The 17,900-nt window shown below is 68.3% G+C and carries 17 protein-coding genes; 3 read left to right on the top strand and 14 right to left on the bottom strand.

Annotation, left to right across the window (positions count from 1 at the left end; genetic code table 11):
* Nucleotides 1–16 precede the first annotated feature (16 nt).
* The 12 genes from TMO_RS25850 to TMO_RS25795 all read right to left on the bottom strand — a co-directional run bounded on the left by TMO_RS25850 (nucleotide 17) and on the right by TMO_RS25795 (nucleotide 12,124).
* Nucleotides 17–991, bottom strand: a complete 975-nt coding sequence (locus TMO_RS25850) for an aldo/keto reductase (RefSeq protein ID WP_267021738.1) — start codon at nucleotides 989–991, stop codon at nucleotides 17–19.
* A 163-nt stretch (nucleotides 992–1,154) separates the two neighbouring features.
* Complete coding sequence (locus tag TMO_RS25845; protein ID WP_014748011.1) at nucleotides 1,155–2,114, bottom strand: alpha/beta fold hydrolase; 960 nt, start codon at nucleotides 2,112–2,114, stop codon at nucleotides 1,155–1,157.
* Nucleotides 2,111–3,397, bottom strand: a complete 1,287-nt coding sequence (locus TMO_RS25840; protein WP_014748010.1) for a bifunctional alpha/beta hydrolase/OsmC family protein — start codon at nucleotides 3,395–3,397, stop codon at nucleotides 2,111–2,113. Before TMO_RS25840 ends, TMO_RS25845 begins: the two co-directional genes overlap by 4 nt.
* A gap of 69 nt (nucleotides 3,398–3,466) precedes the next feature.
* Nucleotides 3,467–3,682: a type II toxin-antitoxin system HicB family antitoxin gene (locus TMO_RS25835; protein WP_041607858.1), complete on the bottom strand. Its 216-nt coding sequence runs from the start codon at nucleotides 3,680–3,682 to the stop codon at nucleotides 3,467–3,469.
* Between the two features lie 188 nt (nucleotides 3,683–3,870).
* Complete coding sequence (locus tag TMO_RS30015; protein WP_014748008.1) at nucleotides 3,871–4,188, bottom strand: hypothetical protein; 318 nt, start codon at nucleotides 4,186–4,188, stop codon at nucleotides 3,871–3,873.
* A gap of 82 nt (nucleotides 4,189–4,270) precedes the next feature.
* Nucleotides 4,271–5,803, bottom strand: a complete 1,533-nt coding sequence (locus TMO_RS25825) for an AMP nucleosidase (RefSeq protein ID WP_081599077.1) — start codon at nucleotides 5,801–5,803, stop codon at nucleotides 4,271–4,273.
* A 66-nt stretch (nucleotides 5,804–5,869) separates the two neighbouring features.
* Nucleotides 5,870–6,802 carry an ABC transporter permease gene (locus tag TMO_RS25820; protein ID WP_014748006.1) on the bottom strand — a complete coding sequence of 311 codons (933 nt, stop codon included), beginning with the start codon at nucleotides 6,800–6,802 and terminating at the stop codon, nucleotides 5,870–5,872.
* Nucleotides 6,799–7,929: an ABC transporter permease gene (locus tag TMO_RS25815; RefSeq protein WP_014748005.1), complete on the bottom strand. Its 1,131-nt coding sequence runs from the start codon at nucleotides 7,927–7,929 to the stop codon at nucleotides 6,799–6,801. The genes TMO_RS25820 and TMO_RS25815 overlap by 4 nt, the downstream gene beginning before the upstream one ends.
* Nucleotides 7,922–9,463 carry an ABC transporter ATP-binding protein gene (locus tag TMO_RS25810; protein ID WP_014748004.1) on the bottom strand — a complete coding sequence of 514 codons (1,542 nt, stop codon included), beginning with the start codon at nucleotides 9,461–9,463 and terminating at the stop codon, nucleotides 7,922–7,924. Before TMO_RS25810 ends, TMO_RS25815 begins: the two co-directional genes overlap by 8 nt.
* 41 nt (nucleotides 9,464–9,504) lie before the next feature.
* Entirely contained in the window at nucleotides 9,505–10,599 is a 1,095-nt protein-coding gene (locus TMO_RS25805; RefSeq protein WP_014748003.1) for a BMP family ABC transporter substrate-binding protein, read from the bottom strand.
* A gap of 78 nt (nucleotides 10,600–10,677) precedes the next feature.
* On the bottom strand, nucleotides 10,678–11,067 hold the full coding sequence (locus tag TMO_RS25800; RefSeq protein ID WP_014748002.1) for a VOC family protein: 390 nt from the start codon (nucleotides 11,065–11,067) through the stop codon (nucleotides 10,678–10,680).
* Nucleotides 11,068–11,113: 46 nt separating this feature from the next.
* Nucleotides 11,114–12,124 (bottom strand): isopenicillin N synthase family dioxygenase, encoded by a 1,011-nt coding sequence (locus TMO_RS25795; protein WP_014748001.1) that lies wholly within the window; start codon nucleotides 12,122–12,124, stop codon nucleotides 11,114–11,116.
* A 486-nt stretch (nucleotides 12,125–12,610) separates the two neighbouring features.
* Between TMO_RS25795 and TMO_RS25785 the strand changes: the two genes are divergently transcribed.
* Nucleotides 12,611–14,200, top strand: coding sequence for a hypothetical protein (locus tag TMO_RS25785; RefSeq protein ID WP_041607603.1), 1,590 nt, complete (start codon nucleotides 12,611–12,613; stop codon nucleotides 14,198–14,200).
* Nucleotides 14,201–14,223: 23 nt separating this feature from the next.
* Here the strand turns inward: TMO_RS25785 and TMO_RS25780 are convergent, their stop codons facing one another.
* Entirely contained in the window at nucleotides 14,224–15,186 is a 963-nt protein-coding gene (locus tag TMO_RS25780; protein WP_014747998.1) for a D-2-hydroxyacid dehydrogenase, read from the bottom strand.
* 253 nt (nucleotides 15,187–15,439) lie between these two features.
* Between TMO_RS25780 and TMO_RS25775 the strand changes: the two genes are divergently transcribed.
* On the top strand, nucleotides 15,440–15,973 hold the full coding sequence (locus TMO_RS25775) for a DUF962 domain-containing protein (RefSeq protein WP_041607850.1): 534 nt from the start codon (nucleotides 15,440–15,442) through the stop codon (nucleotides 15,971–15,973).
* Between the two features lie 58 nt (nucleotides 15,974–16,031).
* On the opposite strand, the gene TMO_RS25770 is transcribed toward TMO_RS25775, so the two are convergent.
* Nucleotides 16,032–16,589 carry a winged helix-turn-helix transcriptional regulator gene (locus TMO_RS25770; protein WP_014747996.1) on the bottom strand — a complete coding sequence of 186 codons (558 nt, stop codon included), beginning with the start codon at nucleotides 16,587–16,589 and terminating at the stop codon, nucleotides 16,032–16,034.
* 217 nt (nucleotides 16,590–16,806) lie between these two features.
* Here TMO_RS25770 and TMO_RS25765 point away from each other — a divergent pair, with 217 nt between their 5' ends.
* Nucleotides 16,807–17,787, top strand: coding sequence for an NAD(P)H-dependent flavin oxidoreductase (locus TMO_RS25765; protein WP_014747995.1), 981 nt, complete (start codon nucleotides 16,807–16,809; stop codon nucleotides 17,785–17,787).
* Nucleotides 17,788–17,900 lie beyond the last annotated feature (113 nt).

Here is a 17,900-nt window from a genome sequence, read left to right as displayed (position 1 = left end):
CCGGGGGGCCGGGGCGTCAGACGGCCCCGGTCTCGCTATCCAGCATCCGCATCTGCTCGGGCGCGTAGCGCGTCCCGGCCGGGGCATCGGCCGGGATGGCATTGCGGATCCGGGCAAGATCGCCGGATGAGAGCCGGATGTCGAGCGCCCCGATCGCTTCGGCCAACTGGTGACGCCGGCGGGCACCGATCAGCGGCACGATATCCGGGCCCTGGGCCAGCACCCAGGCGATGGCGATCTGGGTGGCGGTCATCTCGTATTCGGCCGCGATGTCGTGCAGCACGCCGGTGAGCGCCAGATTGCGTTCCAGATTGTCGCCCGAGAAACGCGGCAGATGGGCGCGATAGTCGCCCACCGCCAGCGCCTTGCGTGCCGCCCAATCGGTCGAAAGCAGGCCCCGGCCGAGCACGCCATAGGCGCTGATCACCGTGCCGAGCCGGCGGGCGGCGGGCAGGATCGAGGCTTCGATGCCCCGGTCGAGCACCGAATATTCGATCTGCAGCCAGCGCACCGGATGCACCGCGGCGGCGCGCTCCAGCGTCTGGGCGCTGACTTCCGAGAGGCCCAGATGGCGGACATAGCCGGCCTGGATCATCTCGGCGACGGCGCCGACCGTGTCCTCGATCGGCACGGCGGGATCCAACCGGGCCGGCTGGTAGAGGTCGACATAATCGGTACCGAGCCGTTTCAGGGTGTAGGCGAGCGCGTTCTTGACCGCGGCCGGGCGGCTGTCGAAGCCCAGGAAACGGCCCTCGGGGTCGCGCAGCGCCCCGAATTTGACCGCAATGAACACATCCTCGCGCCGCCGGCTCCACAGCGCTTCGCGGATCAGCAGTTCATTGTGGCCCTGGCCGTAGAAATCGCCGGTATCGAGCAGGAAGATGCCGGCATCGAGGGCGGCATGAACGGTCGCGATGCTTTCGTCGCGATCGGCCGGGCCATAGGCATCGGACATGCCCATGCAGCCGAGGCCGAGCGCCGGCAGGGTCATCGGGTCGTCGAGCCGGCCGGCGGTGCCGGTGAAGGTCTGGGCGGGAACGGATACGGGCATGACACCATCCTCTCTTCATCGGGGTGTGAAGAGAGGATGCGCTTTGCGATGACAGATTTCAATATCTGTCAGTGAGATTCTTTAAACGGTCATCTCATGACTGTCAGGTGGCGCTTTCCTCCCGCGCCGGTTCGTCGAAAAAGGCGGTGGCTGCCGCGGCGATGAAGGCGGAGCGTTCCATCGGCAGCATATGGGTGATGTCGGCCAGCTGAAGCAGGTCGAAACCGCCGGCGCGGGCGGCTACCGGGGTGATGGCGGCGGTGAAAGGATCGGCGGTGATGCCGGTGGGGCGGCGGCCGGCGATCATCAGGCTGGGGGCGACCAGCCCCGGCGCGCGCTTCGCCCGGGCGAGCAGATCCCAGAGCCCTTCGGGCGTGTTGCCGCTGTAGAAGCCGCTTTCGACGGCGGGGGCGCAGGCGAGGCGGAAGCCGCCCTCTTCGGCCGGCACCAGCACGGCGGCGGCCAGATCGTCGGGGGCGCCCGGCTCCATCCAGGCGAATTCCGGCCGCTCGCGGAAGATGCGGGCGAAATCCTCAAGGCTGGCGAAACGGTCACGGCGGCGCTTCATCCGCTCGGCCATGAAATCGCGCCCGGCGGCGGCCTCTGTCGCCCCCTCCATCTCGCCGGCCGGGATCAGCGGCGGCTCCATGAACACCCGACGGTGATAGAGCCGGCCTTCGGCCTGCTCGGCATGCAGCGACAGCACGCCGGAATAGGAATGGAACACCGCGTCCGGGGGCGTGCCGGTCTCGGCCGCAAGATGGCGGGCGATGGCGGCCTGATCGGCGGCAAGCCGGGCCTGGGGCGGGGTCGCGTCGATGCCGGCGGCGTTGAGGCCGTGGCCGCGCAGGTCCACCGCCACGACTTCGCGATCCCGCGACAGGGTCTGCCAGAGGCCGCGATAGGCGAGGGTGGCAAAGCCGACGCCATGGCCCAGGATCACCGGCCGGCGGCCGCTTTCGGCGTAACGCGGGCCGATCCGGGCGAGGGTGAGGGCGACGCCGTCATCCATCACCAGACGCTCGACCGTGAAGCCGGCATCGGCGAAGGCGTCGGGGATCACGCCGTCACCGCGCGCGTCCGAACCAGTATCTCTGAATGCAGCGTCCGATGAACCGGGCATTTGTCGGCAATCTCCATCAGCTTTGCGCGCTGGTCGTCGTCGAGCGGACCGTCGAGAAGGATCTCCCGGTCGATCACGTCGATCTTGCCCTCGCGGGTTTCGCACTCGGCGCAGTCTCGGGCATGGACCTTGGCATGCGCAAGGGTGACGGTCACACGGGCGAGCGGCCAGCCCTTGCGATCGGCATACATGCGGATGGTCATCGAGGTGCAGGCGCCAAGTCCGGCCAGCAGATAGTCGTAGGGTGCCGGGCCGCCATCCTGGCCGCCGACCGCCACCGGCTCGTCGGCGAGTTGGATATGCCGGCCGACCCGGACCGTGTTGCCGAGTCTGCCCCGGCCGTTCTCCGCCACCACCACCCGGCCTTCGGGCGGCGGCGCGCCGGCCGCGGTGGCGGCATCGACCGCCGCGGCATCGGGCGCGCCGGCCCGGGCGCCGTGGCGATGGCCGTCGTCGTCGCGGGTATAGCGCGCGGCCCAGGCGGCGATGACGCCGGCGGCATATGCGGCATCGGCGGCGCCGTTCAGCAGATGGTCGGCGGTGTCGAGCGACACGAAGCTTTTGGGATGGCGGGCGGCGACGAAGATCCGGGTCGCCTCGTCGATGCCGACGATCTGGTCGAGCGGCGCATGCATCACCAGCAGCGCCTTGTGCAGCCGGCCGAGGCCGTGCAGCACCTCGGCCTCGCGCACGCCCTGGACGAAATCGCGGGTGACGGTGATGGTGCCCGACCCCAGCGGCAGCACGGCGCGGCCGTCTTCGAGCGCGTCATCGGCGGCGCGACCCAGATGGTGCAGGATGTGTTCGGGGGCGGAGGGCGCGCCGATGGTGGCGACGGCGCGCACGGCGGCGAGCCTTGGGGCCGCCGCCAGCACGGCGGTGCCGCCCAGGCTGTGACCGATCAGCAGGACGGGCGCTGCATGGCTCCGCTCCAGCCAGCCGGCGGCCAGGATGATGTCTTCGACATCGGCGGCGAAATCGGGCGCCGGCGGCTCGCAGCCTTCACCGCTGCCGGTGAAATCCACCCGAAGCACGCCGAAGCCTTCCGCCGCCAGCCCCCGCGCGATGCGGGTGGCCGCGGTGCTGGCGGCGGAGCAGGTGAAGCAATGGGCGAAAATCGCCCAGCCGGCCGTGACCGCCCCGCCCTCGGGCAGGTCGACCAGAACCGGCAGCGGCCGGCCGTCACGGCCGGCAATCTCGGGGCGGAGCGGCGGGGAGGCCATGGGCGCGCATCCTTGGGCCAGGTGGACGGGATGCCTGCCATGCTACCGCCCGATATGGGGGACCGCCAGTCATGCGACTTTGGGGCGCGGTTCAATGCCCCTCTCCCGGCAGAGGCAGAGATAGACGGCCAGCGATCTGCGGCCTTCCTCTATCAGGTCGGGGATCGTCGTCGCATAGAAGTCGGCGCCACCGCTCAGGCCGATGAATGCACCGCGCAGCATCCGAATCTCGGGATCGAAGGTGACGATCACCGTCTCGCCGTCAATCTCAAGAAGGTCGTTCATGGGGGCGATGCTGCCTCCCGACATGGTGCTGCCTCCCGACATGGGAGATGACCCGAAAGCGTCAAAATCAGCTGTGCATACCAACCTGTGCGTGATTAAAAGTCAAACAGCTTCAGTCCTCCAAAAGGGCGGGGACCCGCCGCCGAGGGGGCGGCATGGTGGTCCCCGCCGGGGTGGGGCGGGTGGGGTCAGCGGGCCGGGTCCGGCGGCGGGGCCGGTTTGCGGTTGCGGGTCACACCGGAATTGGGGTCCGAATGCGAGGGCGGGTCGCTGGCCGGGAAGGTCTCTTCCAGGGCTTCGTCGACCCGTTCCTCCTCGTGCTCTTCGGCTTCGGTCTCCGCATCTTCGGCGGGATCGTCGTCGATGCGGGCGTTGCCGGGCTCGGTCTGGGACGGCGGGTCGCTGGCGGGGAAGCTCTCCTCAAGCGCCTCGTCCAGGCGCTCGTCGGTATGGGCCCGGGCGGCGGTCTCGTCAACCTCGTCGGCGGGGGATTTCCGGTTGGTCATAGGGTCCTCCTGTTCGGGGGCGCACCTCTCATATGTCGATGCATGCCCGGAGGTACAACCCGCGAGACCCCGATCTGGTGCCCTATTGAAATGCGGTTTCGGTGAAGCTGCGCAGCTTGCGGGAATGCAGACGTTCGCGTGGCATGGCGCGCAGCGCCTCCATGGCGCGGATGCCGATTTCCAGATGCTGGGCGACCTGGCGCTTGTAGAAATCGGTGGCCATGCCCGGCAGCTTCAGCTCGCCATGGAGCGGCTTGTCCGAAACGCAGAGCAGGGTGCCGTAGGGCACGCGGAAGCGGAAGCCGTTGGCGGCGATGGTGGCCGATTCCATGTCGAGCGCGATGGCGCGCGACTGCGAGAAGCGCTGGACCAGGGCACTCTGGTTCCAGAGTTCCCAGTTGCGGTTGTCGATCGAGGCGACGGTGCCGGTGCGCATCACCTGCTTCAGATCATAGCCGTCGAGACCGGTGACATCGGCCACCGCATGTTCCAGCGCCACCTGGACCTCGGCGAGCGGCGGGATCGGCACCCAGACCGGCAGGTCGTGATCCAGAACGTGATCGTCGCGGACATAGCCATGGGCGAGCACGTAATCGCCCAGACGCTGGCTGTTCCTGAGGCCGGCGCAGTGGCCCAGCATCAGCCAGGCATGGGGGCGCAGCACCGCCACATGGTCGGTGATGGTTTTGGCGTTGGAGGGGCCGACGCCGATATTGACCAGGGTGATGCCCGACTGGTCGGCGCGGGTGAGGTGATAGGCCGGCATCTGCGGTAGCTTGCCGTCGGGCAGTGCCAGGCCGCGACCGGTTTCGCCCGCACGGGTGATCAGGTTGCCGGGGGCCACGAAGCTTTCGTAGCCGCTGTCGCCGTCGGCCAGAAGCTCCGAGGCCATGCGGCAGAATTCATCGACATAGAACTGGTAGTTGGTGAAGACGATGAAATTCTGGAAATGCTCGGCAGCGGTGGCGGAATAGTGCTGCAGGCGGTGCAGGGAATAATCGATCCGGGGGGCGGTAAACGGGGCCAGCGGCAGTACGCCGTCGGGCGCTTCATAGGTGCCGTTGGCGATGGCATCGTCCATCAGCTTCAGATCGGGCAGGTCGAAGATGTCGGCCAGCGGCCGGTCGATGCGCAGCGCCGCGGCGCCTTCGACATGGGTGCCGTCCCAGAAGGCGAAATGCAGCGGGATCGGCACCTCGGAATCGCCGATCAGCACCGGCACGTCGTGATTGCGGATCAGCAGTGAGATCTGCTCGGTGAGATAGCGGCGGAACAGGTCGGGGCGGGTGACGGTGGTGGCATGCACCCCCGGCCCCGAAACGAAGCCGTAAGAGAGCCGGCTGTCGACCCTGGTATGGCTGTCGGTAACCAGGCGGATCTGAGGGTAGAAGGCACGCACCCGCACCTCGCCCAGGCTGCCGTCGAGCAGTCGGGCGAAGGCATCGCGCAGCCAGCGGGTGTTGCGCTCGAACAGTTCGACCAGCCGGTCCACCGCCGCCTTGGGGTCGCGGAATGGCTGGAGCGGCGCGGCCGGCGCCAGCTCCAGCGGGCGGCTGCCGGTCGCCCGGCCGGTGGTCTTGGGATAGGGCACGGGGGTCGTCTCCGTTCTCGCCATATGATCAGGCAAGATCGGGTGCGGCGGTGCCGGTATCAAGGGAAGAGCCCGTGACGGTCCGGGGTGTCAGTGCCGATCCTCTCGCGAATAGGGGCGGCCGAGGGCGGCCGGGCCCATGGCGCCGTCGCGGCGCAGGATGGCGGTGGCCACCAGCACCGCCAGGGCGGCGAGATAGGGCGCCATGAACAGGATGAAGGTGGGCACCGCCACGCCGGCCGCCTGCAACCGGGGCACCAGCGCATCGACCGCGCCGAAGAGCAGCGCGCCGCCGATCGCCGCGACCGGGTTCCAGCGCGCCAGGATGACCACGGCGATCGCGATCCAGCCGCGGCCGTTGGTCATGCCCTCGATCCACATCCGGCTGCCGGCCAGTGCCAGATAGCCGCCGGCAAGGCCCGAAAGCGCACCGCCGGCCAGCACCGCGCCCATGCGGGTGGCGGTGACCGGCACACCAGCCGCATCGGCGGCATCCGGCGCCTCGCCCACCGCCCGCAGCTTCAGCCCGCCATCTGTGCGGGCGAGATACCACCAGACCAGGGCCGCCAGCGGCAGGCAGGCATAGAGCAGGGCGTCCTGGGCGAAGAGAACAGGGCCGATGCCGGGCAGATGGGCGAGGGCGTGATCTTCCAGCCGTGGGAAGCCGGGCACGCTCTTCTGGGCGTAATCGCGGCCAAGGAGCCCGGTGATGCCGGCGCCCAGTGCTGCGAGGGTGAGGCCGGTCACCACCTGATCGGCCTTGAAGATCAGGCAGGCGACGCCGAAGACCAGGGCGAGGCCGGCCCCGGCCAGGATCGCGGCCGCGACGCCGGCGACCGGGCTGCCGGTGGCGAGCGACGCGACGGCGCCGGCAAGCGCGCCGCACATCATCATGCCCTCGGTGCCGAGATTGAGCACACCCGCCCGGCCGGCAAGGATTGTGCCGAGGGCCGCCAGCAGCAGCGGCATGGTCATCGGCAGCGCCGCCGCCGCCCAGTTGATCAGGAAGATGGCGTCGGTCATGGCCGGTCCCCCCTTGCGGGATGCGGGCCGACACGGTGCAGGCGGATGCCGTAGCGGGCGAGCATGTCGGCCGAGACCACCGAGACCAGGATCACGCCCTGGATCAGCAGCACCACCGCCCGCGGCAGCTGGTAGAAGACCTGGGCGGTATCTCCCGCGACATAGAGACCGGCAGTCAGGATCGCCACGATCACCACCGGGATGACGCCGAAGCGGGCGAGGAAGGCGATCACGATCGCCGAGAAGCCGGTGCCGGTGGCGAGCGCCTGGGTCAGGCGGTATTCCTGGCCGGCGGCGATCATGAAGCCGCCGAGGCCGGCAAGCGCGCCCGAGAGCAGCACGGCGCCCGCGATCACGCCCGCGACCGGCAGGCCGCAGGCGAAGGCGACCCGGGCATCGGCCCCGACCGCGGCCACCCAGGCACCGATGCGCGAGCGTTCCGCCACCAGCCAGAGCAGGGCGGCAAGCGCTAGCGCCACGATCAGCCCGACATGAACCTTGCCCCAGCCGAGCCCGGCCAGACGCTCGACACCGGGCTCGAAGCTTTCGGAATAGGGGAAGCTGGAGGCGGGATCCTTCCAGACCCCGAAGACCAGATGCTGCACGAACAGGGCGGCCACATAGTTCAGCAGCAGGGTGGTGATGATCTCGTTGACGCCCAGCCGGCGCTTCAGGATCAGCGGCGGCAGGGCCATCAGCGCCCCGCCGGCCATGGCGGCCAGGGCCATCAGCAGCAGGCGCGCGCCCGGGCTGCCGATATCGGCGACGGCGACCCAGGTTGCGCAGATCGCACCCATCCAGGCCTGGCCCTCGATGCCGATGTTCCAGAAGCCGATGCGCAGGGCCGCGGCGGCGGCGAGCCCGACCACGATCAGCGGGGTGGCGGCCACCATGGTCAGCGCCAGGCCTTCGCTGCTGAAGAAGGTGTAGATCACGAATTCATTCAGCACGTCACGCGGCGGCACGCCGGCGGCGGCGAGCATGGCGACGGTCGCCCCAAGCCCCACCCCCAGCCCGACGGCGAGGGCGAGCAGGGTGTGGCGGGGCCGGACATCGCGGCGGGGCGTGGCGATCAGCCGGACGGGCAGGCGCGGCCGGCGGCCGGCGGGAACGGTCAGGTCAGCCATGGGCGTGCCCCTTCTGATCGCCGACCATCAGCGCGCCGATGGCGGTGCGATCGGCCCCGCCCGACAGTTCGCCGACGATCCGGCCACGGTTGATCACCCCGATCCGGTCGGCCAGCGCCAGGATCTCGTCCAGGTCGTCGCTGATCAGCAGCACGGCGGCACCGGCATCGCGGGCGCGGACCAGGCTGGCGCGCACCGCCTGGGCGGCGCGGACGTCGAGCCCGCGGGTGGGCGAATGGGCCAGCACCACCGCGGTTGCCGGATCGCCCAGTTCGCGGGCCAGGACCAGTTTCTGGGCATTGCCGCCCGACAGCAGCCGCGCCGTGGTCCAGGGGGTGGCGCCGGCAATGCCGTGGACCGCGATCAGCTTGCGGGCACGATCGGCCAGCGCCTTGCGGTCGAGCAGGAAACGGCCGCGGCGGAGCCCGGTGAGCGCGAGGTTGAGCGCCACCGGCAGGTCGGCGGCAAGGGCCGCGGCGAAACGGTCGGCCGGCACGATGCGCAGCCCCGCCTGCCGGCGCGCGGCAGGGGGCTGGCGGTCGAAGGCATGGCCGTCGATCACCACCTGGCCGGCATCGGCGCGGCGCAGACCGGCGATCGTTTCGGCCAGTTCGGTCTGGCCATTGCCACCGACGCCGGCAAGGCCGTAGATCTCGCCGCCATGCACAGCCAGCTGCACGCCATGCAGCATGGGCGCGCCGTCGTCGCGCCGGCCGGCGAGGTCGTTGACATAGAGCCGGACCTGGCCCGGCCGGGCCGGAGCGGGTGTGACGGCGGGGCCCGGCTCCCCCACCATCAGCCGGGCAAGCTCGGCCGGGCCCAGCCCGTCGGCGGGCAGGTCGGCGGCGACGGTTTCGCCCGCACGCATCACCGTCACCCGGTCGGCGACCGCGGCGATTTCGTGCAGCTTGTGGCTGATCAGTACGATCGCCCGGCCCTCGTCGGCCAGGCGGCGAAGTGTGGCGAGCAGGGCCGCCGCCTCGACATCGGCCAGAACCGCGGTCGGCTCGTCCAGGATCAGGATCCGGGCGCGGGTGATCAGCGCCTTCACGATCTCCACCCGCTGCATCTCGGCGACCGAGAGGTCGGCGACCCGCGCCTCGGGATCGAGGTCGAGCCCGGCCTCCGCCCCCGCTTCCGCGATCCGGCGGGCGATTTCGGCGCGGGTGAGACCGGTGAACGCTTTCGCGCAGGCGAGGCGCAGGTTTTCGGCCACCGTGAACGGCTTCACCAGCTTGAAATGCTGGTGGACCATGGCGATGCCCAGGCCGGCGGCGATGTCGGGATCGAAGCCCGGCACCGGCACGCCCGCCACCGCCACGCGGCCCCGGTCGGGCGCATAGAGCCCCGTCGCCACGGTCATCAGGGTCGACTTGCCGGCGCCGTTCTCGCCCAGCAGGGCGTGGATCTGGCCGAACCGGGCGGTGAAGCCGGCGGCTTTCAGCGCCGGCTTGCCGTCGAAGGCCTTGTCGATGCCGCTGAGCGACAGCGCCTCTGCCCCCGCCGCAGGTGCGGCGGGGGAGGCGGCGACCATCGGGTGCGCGCGGGGTGATGGCGCGCGGGGTAGGGCGGCGGTCATTTCGGCAGCGTGCCCGAGGTGCCCTCGACCAGGAAATCCATGCCGAAGAGCTGGGCGGTATCGAGGGTGGCGCCGTCTGCGACCACGACCTTGCCGGTCTGGTCCTTGATCGGACCCTTCCAGATGTCGAGCCTGCCCTCGGCGATGGCGGCCTTGGTCTCCAGGATCTTAGCCTTCTGGTCGTCGGTCAGCGCCGTGCCGGTGAAGGCGGAGATGTCGACCAGGCCGGTTTCCAGCCCTTCGAAATAATTGCCGCCCTCGAAGGTGCCGGCGATCGCCTTTTTGATCTGCGGCACCACGAAGGCGCCCCAGTTCCAGGTGGCGGCCATGATATGGGCGTTGGGGGCGGAGGACGACATGTCGGCGTTGTAGCCGATCGACTTCACGCCGGCGCGTTCGGCCGCGATCTGCGGTCCGGGGGTGTCCTGGTGCTGGCCGATGACGTCGGCACCCTGTTCGATCAGCGCCTTGGCGGCGGCCTCTTCCCGCACCGGGTCATACCAGGTGTTGGTGAAGGAGACCGCGACCTCGGCGGCGGGGTTGACCGATCGCGCGCCCAGCGCGAAGGCATTGGCGTTCCACAGCACCAGGCCCAGCGGATAGGCGGCGACGAAGCCCAGCTTGTTCGATTTGGTGGCATAGCCCGCCGCCATGCCGGCCAGATAGAGCGATTCGTAGGATTTGCCGTAATAGGAGGCGAGGTTGGGCGCCGAGGTGTAACCGGCGGCGTTCATGAACACCACCTCGGGATGGCGCGCGGCGGCTTCCTTGAAGGCGTCGGAATAGCCGAAGGCGGTGCCGACGATGATGTTGAAACCGCGCCCGACATAGCGGTCGATCACCTGCGATACCCGCTCGGTGACCTCGGGGATGCTCTCGGTATAGGCGGTCTGGACGCCGAGTTCCTTTTCGACCGCCTTGCGCGACTGATCATGGGCCCAGGTCCAGCCCAGATCGCCGACCGGGGCGATATAGATGAAGGCAACCTTGGGGTCGCCCTTGATGCCCATCGCCGCATCGGCCGGCGCCGGCACCGCCGACATCAGGCCGAGCGCCATCATCGCCGCCGTCAGGGCTGCGCGTATCCGCATGTGTCCGGATCCTCGGAAAGATCGTGGAAGAGGAAAAGATCGTGGGAGCGTCAGGGGGATGAGAGAGGGGGCTGCCGGTCAGTCGAGCATCTTGTTGATCCGGAAGACATTGCCTTCGGGATCGAGCAGCACCGCCTGATACCAGTCGTAATAGGTGCGATAGGGCGCCTTGATCAGCGTGGCACCCTTTTCGACGGCCTTCGGGACCATGGCATCGACCTCGTCGACCGTGTCGACATCGATGTTGAGCAGGAATTTGACGCCTTTGGTTTCGGCAAAATCCTGCAGTTTGAGCAGTTCATAGGCGTCGAGGGCGTTGAAGCCGATCGCGGTGCCGCCGGCATCGATGCCCCGGAAAATCGGCGAGCGTATCGCCTCGATTTCGGGGAAGCCGAAGACCTCGGAATAGAAGCCCGACAACGCAACCACGTCGCGGGCGAAGACGTTCACATAGCTCAGATGCGCCATCGGGCGTCGCTCCAACTCGGGACGAATGCGGGAGGGGCGCCGCCGCTCAGGCGGCGTCGCGGCCCTGGGCGGTCTGCTTGGTGAACTTCATGTAGAGATGATCGCCGGACGAGACCGGCGCGTATTTCGCCGGATTGCCGGGCCCTTCGCAGCTTTCCAGGCACGACACCATGGCGTCGTAATTCGGCTGGTGGAAGAAGACCAGCGAGATGCGCCGGCTGTCGAGCGCCTTGTCGCGCGGCGGATTGATCACCCGGTGCATGGTCGAAATCCAGGTGTCGTTGGTCCACTGCATCATCAGATCGCCGATATTGACCACGAAGGAGCCGGGGATGAAGGGCACGTCGACCCATTCGCCCATTTTGTTGCGCACCTGCAGCCCGCCCGGCCGGTCTTCCTGACGCACGATCGTCAGGCTGCCATAGTCGGAATGGGCACCGGCGCGCATCTGGCCGGGCAGCGGCTCGTCTTTCTGATCGGGATAGTTCAGCACCCGGAACATGCTGATATGACGGTCGATCTTGTCGTCGAAGAAGGCCTCGGGCAGGTCGAGCGCCAGCGCGAACAGCCGCATCAGATCGGCGGCCAGCGTCTCCTGGCTCTTGAAATAGGCCTCCCAGATCGGGCGCAGCGCCGGCAGATCCTGATCGGGCCAGAGATTGGGCGCGAAATGCACCGCCGCCGATCCCTCGGTGAAATAGGGATCATCCCTGGGCACGTCGATCGGGCCGACCGAGAAACTCTCTTTCAGGTCGGGCGGGGTGGGATCGTCCAGGCTGTAGGACAGCCCCTCTTCGCAGAGCCCGCTATAGCCGCGGACCTGATCGGGCGAGGGCTGGGCGACCTTGCGCTTCACCGGTTCGGGCAGGTCGAAGAACTGCCGCGAGATGTCGTAGGTCGAGGCGACCAGATCCGCCGGCACCTGATGGCCGGTGACGACCATGAAGCCGATATCGCGGCAGGCGCGGCCGACCTCGGCGGCGACCTTCGCCTTGCCGTCGGGCGTGCCGTCGTAATAGCCCGCAAGATCGATGATGGGAACGTTCTCGAGTGGCATGACTGCCTCCACAACGCGGGGACCACCGTCCGGCATCGTTCTTCGCGCGCCGGCCCTGTCTTTGCTTGGCGGTTGCGGCGACGTCTCACCGGCCCCGGCTGGGCCCCGGGTCCGGATCGTCATCGCCGTGTGCGCATGCGGGGGCATTGCGTCACCACCCCCGTCTCCCCGGGGGCGCTGGCGGTGCGGAAGGTTAGCAAAAGCCGTGCCATGGCACGGGTGCAGCCCTGCCATGGCATGATGGCGGAAACCCTGACCAACTGGTCAGAAAATGCGGCCGGCATCGGGAATGACTGCATAAAAATTATGCGCTTGCCCGATTCCTCGTCATTTTGCCTGTTTTTCGCTCAGATCCTGGTCATGAGGATCCCGCGGCGGCGCTGCAACATGTTGCAACAGATGATCGCGTGCCGACGATAGAACCCGCGGGGCATTCTCGCTGCGTGATTTCGGATGGATCGGCATCCGGAAAGATGGAGCGAAGACATGGCTGACATGATCGTGGTCGATACGCTGGCGGATCTTCTGGCGATTCCTGCAGGTTGGCGGGGGCCCGCGCAGATTCTGGGGCGCAATGTGGTGAATGACGGGGGCGGTGGTGTGTTTCAGTGGGATGCCGCCAGCACGGCGACGCCCAACCGTGGCACCGTCTTTCAGCCGACGGCGGGCGGGACCGGGCGCTGGATCCGGATCTGGTCGGCGATCGCCGACCTGCCCTGGTTCATCCGTGCGGCGGACGGCAGCGCCAGCCCCGGCCTTGCCGCGGCGCTGGAGGTGGCCGATGTGGTCCGCGTCCCCGTGGGCAGCTGGAGCCTGGCCGACATGCATGTTCTGGAAGGCAAGCGCCTGATCGGCGACGGCATGGGGCTTTCGGTCCTGACGCTTGCGAATACGGCTGCCGGCGTGACGCTGTCGGGCCAGGTCGACGGCACCGGTATCTCGGGGCTGACGATCGACGGCGGCCAGCTGACCGATACCACCGGCGCCTCGGGTCTGGTCTTCCGCAATTCCCGCCACAGCCGGGTCGAGAATGTCGAGACCCGCGCGCTGCCCGCCGGCACCGGCTTCGACTTCGTCAATGTCGACAGCGGTTTCAACGAGAGCAACATCCTGATCGGCATCCGCGCGACCGATTGCGGCTGGGGTCTGCGCTTCCGCCGCGCGGCCGGCTCGACCGCCGACAGCTTCTACTACAACACCATCATCGGCACCGTGAGCGGGATGCCCGAAGGCGGCACCGGTCTTGCGGTGGAAAGCGTCACCGATGGTGGCACCACCCGCTTCAGCGTGCTGTCCGGAGCTTTCGTGCGGCTGAACGTCTACGGCAGTGTCGCCGCCGGCTCGCGGGTCGTGGACATCGGCGGGCGCGTGACCTCTTCGGCGCTGTTCGTGACCGGCGAAGCGCCGAGCGGATCGACCGCACATACCACGCTGCGCCTTGGTCCCGCTGCCCACTTCCGCGAGAACACCGGCCAGATCACCTATGTCAACGGTAAGATCGAGATCGCCCCGGATACCACCATCGTGAACAACAAGGTGCTGTTGCAGGCGGGCACCGACGTGCGGGTTCTGGAGACGGCGATCGGCGGCGAGGAAATGCTGAAATTGAACATTCAGGTACCAGCGGATGGCGCCTGGAAATCCCTGGTCAACATCAGTGATGATGATGACGACGAAAAATGGGTGAAGGTGTTCGACCGGCCCAGTCCGCCCGTTTCGGGCGAGCAGATGGTCGGCGGCAAATTCGTCGCCGTGGTGGCTGGCTGCTACCGGATCTCTGCCAACCTGCTGCTGACCGGGATTACGGCCGGTCAGCGAGTGGAGGTTCATGCGGTCAAGTCGGGCAGCAGCCTGAGTGATGCCGGGATCCGGCTTCTGATCGACGACCGTGTGGCGAATGCCGATGGTGTGCTGGTGGTCAGCGGGGATGTGAGTGACCGTCTTGCCGCTGGTGAAGAGGTCTGGCTCGAAACGCGGGTTACTGGCGGCGGCGCCGTCGAGATTGATGCCAGTACCATGGTGGGTACTGACAAGGTCACGGGGTCGACTTGGTCGATGATCTGCCTCGGCAGCTGATCAGGTCTGCCCGACTGAAGACATCACTCGACCCGCGGCTGCACCGGATGCAGGATCACCTCGCCCGCCTGAAGGCGGGCGAGGTTGGTCATGGTGACGGCGGCCAGGCGCTCGTCGATGGCGCCCGATCCGCCGCCCGCGACATGGGGGGTGATGATCAGGTTGGGCGCGCGCCAGAGGGGGGCATCTGCGGGCAGCGGCTCGGGGTCGGCGACGTCGATGCCGGCACCTGCGATCGAGCCCGAGAGCAGGGCTTCGAGCAGGGCGGTCTGGTCGATCACCGGGCCGCGGGCGACATTGATCACCAGTGCATGGCGGGGCAGGGCGGCCAGCACCTGGCGCCCGATCAGCCCGCGGGTGGCATCGCCCAGCGGCAGGCAGGCATAGAGCACGTCGCTGCGGGGCAGAACCGTCGCCAGATCGTCGATCCGCACGGCCTCGTCGGCCAGATCATGCGGCCGGGCGCTGCGGGTGACCGCGATGATGCGGGCGCCGAAGGGCTTCAGCCGCTTCGCCGTCTCTTCGCCGATGGAGCCGAAACCGAGCATGGTGACGGTGCGGCCTTCGAGCGAACCCATCTCGCGCAGGATGCCCCGATCCCAGTTCTGATGCGCCTGGGCGATGCCGGCCTGGGGCAGGCGGCGGAGCAGGGCGAGCATCATGGCGACGGCATGTTCGGCGACGGTCGGCGAATACGAGCCGCCGGCATTGGCGACCATCAGCCCGGCGGGCACGCCATGGGCATCCAGCGGGTCGAAACCGGCCGTCAGCAGCTGAACCAGTTTCAGCCGCGGCATCGCCGCCGCGGCCAGATCGCGCACCTTGGGCGACCAGAATTGCGAGATCATCGCCACCATGTCGACGCCCTCGGCCAGGATGCGGGCGAAATCCTCGCCATTCAGGGCCACCGCCGGCTCGTGCCCGGCCGCGGCGACGCGGTCGGCGATCAGGTCGCGGGCATTCGGGGTCCAGATGGCGATGCGCATGCGGGCCGTCTCCTCGGCGCGGTGTCGAACGGGTAGAGCGATCGGTCGCAGACTACCGCTGTGCGGGGGTTCCCGATACCCCCTTCGAGGGGGCGTCCGACGGGTGATGCTGCATGGAGATTTCCTCTGGCGACGCGGCGTCCCGGACGGCATATCCTTGACACTCAAAGAATGGCGACCGGCGGGACAACCGCAGGCGGCAGTGGAGGAGGCAGTTGCAATGTACAGCGTGGAGCCCGCAGCGCCGCGGGGTCTGGAACGGCTGGTCGACCGGCTGGCCGGCTATGGCGCCTATCACCGTGATGCCCGCAATCTGATCACCCATCTCATCGGCATTCCGATGATCGTGGTCGCGGTCGCGATTCTATTGTCGCGGCCGACGCTGGATCTGGGCGATGTCCATCTCAATCCGGCCATGGTGGTGGCGGGCCTGGCTGCGGCCTGGTATCTGGGCCTGGATCTGCGCTTCGGCGCGGTGATGACCGTGCTGTTGACGGCGGCCGTGGTCACCGGCGATGCGCTGGCTGATCGCAGCACCGGCGTCTGGCTGGGCTGGGGGCTGGGCCTGTTCGTCGTGGGCTGGATCTTCCAGGCGGTGGGCCATGTTTTCGAAGGCCGCAAGCCCGCCTTTCTGGACGATGTCGCCGGGCTGCTGATCGGCCCGCTCTTCGTGGTCTCGGAAACCGCCTTCATGATCGGTCTGCGCCGCGAGGTCGCGGCCGCGATCGAGGCCCGGGTCGGCCCGCTGCGGGTGCGCGAACGCCGTCGGCCGGTGAGGCCGCACTGACGTTACAGCATCCGACTGACGTCATAGCATCCGGCATGTCTGCCCGACGGGGCGGTGGTCAGTCCACCGCCCCGTCGTCGTCTGTGGGGGCGGGCTGCGGATGTGCCTGCAGGGCACCTGACGAGCCGTGACGGCCGAAGGTGAAATAGCGCAGCGCCGCCTCGTCGGTGATGCCGGGGCCGGGTTCGGGAGAGACGCGGCGCGGATCCAGCGGCTCGCCGCATTCCGAGCACGAGACCACCGGACGGAAGTGGTGGCCGCAGTCCAGATGGCGGTGCAGCACCGGCACGCCCTCGCTGTCGGTGCGCCAGCGATCGCCCCAGCTCAGGATCGACATCAGCACCGGATAGATGTCGAGCCCCTTTTCCGTCAGCCGGTATTCCTCGCGCAGCGGCCGTTCCTGATAGGGCACGCGCACCAGCAACCCCGCCTCGACCAGCTTGCGCAGCCGGTCGGCGAGGACATGGCGGGTGATGCCCAGCCGGTTCTGGAAATACTCGAACCGGCGCACGCGCATGAAGCATTCCCTCAGGATCAGCAGCGTCCAGCGATCGCCGATGATCGAGAGGGTGCGCGCGATCGAGCAATGCTCCTCGTCCAACTCGTTCCACCGCATCGGGCGGGCTCTCCCAGGGGCTTCGGGGGGGCATCGGGGCCGACGATGTCGGCCTTGATGCGCTTGACAGGTTCCGATTTGGAACGCACTCTGTCAATACAGGGTTCCGATATGGAACGGACTAACCGGACCGACGGAAACGACCTGAACCGACAGCATGGGCGCCCGCATCGAACGACGGCCGCCCTTGGGGGAACCGCCTGGGAGACGCTTCGAGATGAGCCTGCCCGACAGCCTCGCACGCCGCCTGCAATTGCCGGTGATCGGCTCGCCGCTGTTCATCGTGTCGAACCCCGATCTGGTGATCGCCCAGTGCAAGGCGGGCATCGTCGGCTCGTTCCCGGCGCTCAACGCCCGGCCCGGCCCGGTGCTGGAAGACTGGCTGAAGCGGGTCCGCGACGAACTCGGCCAGTGGGACGAGGAAAACCCCGACCGTCCCTCGGCCCCCTATGCGGTGAACCAGATCGTTCATCGCTCCAACGACCGTCTCAATCACGACATCGACATGTGCGTGAAATACGAGGTGCCGGTGGTGATCTCGTCGCTGGGCGCGCGGGAAGAGCTGAACCAGGCGATCCATTCCTATGGCGGCGTGGTGCTGCACGACATCATCAACGACACCTTCGCCCGCAAGGCGATCGAGAAGGGCGCCGACGGGCTGATCGCGGTGTCGGCCGGCGCCGGCGGCCATGCCGGTACCTGGTCGCCCTTTGCGCTGATCCAGGAAATCCGCAAATGGTTCGACGGGCCGCTGGCGCTGTCGGGCTCGATTGCGAACGGCGCCTCGATCCTGGCGGCGCAGGCGATGGGTGCCGACCTCGCCTATATCGGCTCGGCCTTCATCGCCACGAAGGAAGCCAATGCGACCGAGGCCTATAAGCAGGCGATCGTCGATCATGGCGCGGGCGATATCGTCTACACCAACCTCTTCACCGGCGTACACGGCAACTATCTGAAGCCCAGCATCGTCAATGCCGGTCTCGACCCCGACAATCTGCCGGTCAGCGACCCGTCCAAGATGAATTTCGGCTCGGGCGGCAACACCAAGTCCAAGGCCTGGCGCGACATCTGGGGCTGCGGCCAGGGCATCGGCGCGATCGATGCCGTGCTGTCGGCGGGCGAGCTGGTCGACCGCTTCAAGCGCGAATACGCCGCCGCCCGCGACAGCCTTGCCGCCCGCTCGGCACCCTATGTCTGATTCCTGAAACCTGCGGGCTGTGGCGCCTCGCCGCGGCCCGGGAACCCGCACCCTCCCGGTGCAGACGCCTGGTTGTGGTGCGGGCCGGCCGCCTTCCATCCCCTCCGGCCGCC

The organism is Tistrella mobilis KA081020-065, from assembly GCF_000264455.2.
Classification (GTDB): Bacteria; Pseudomonadota; Alphaproteobacteria; order Tistrellales; family Tistrellaceae; genus Tistrella; species Tistrella mobilis.
Note: the sequence above shows the minus strand (reverse complement) of the source record. Positions and strands in the feature narration are given on the sequence as shown.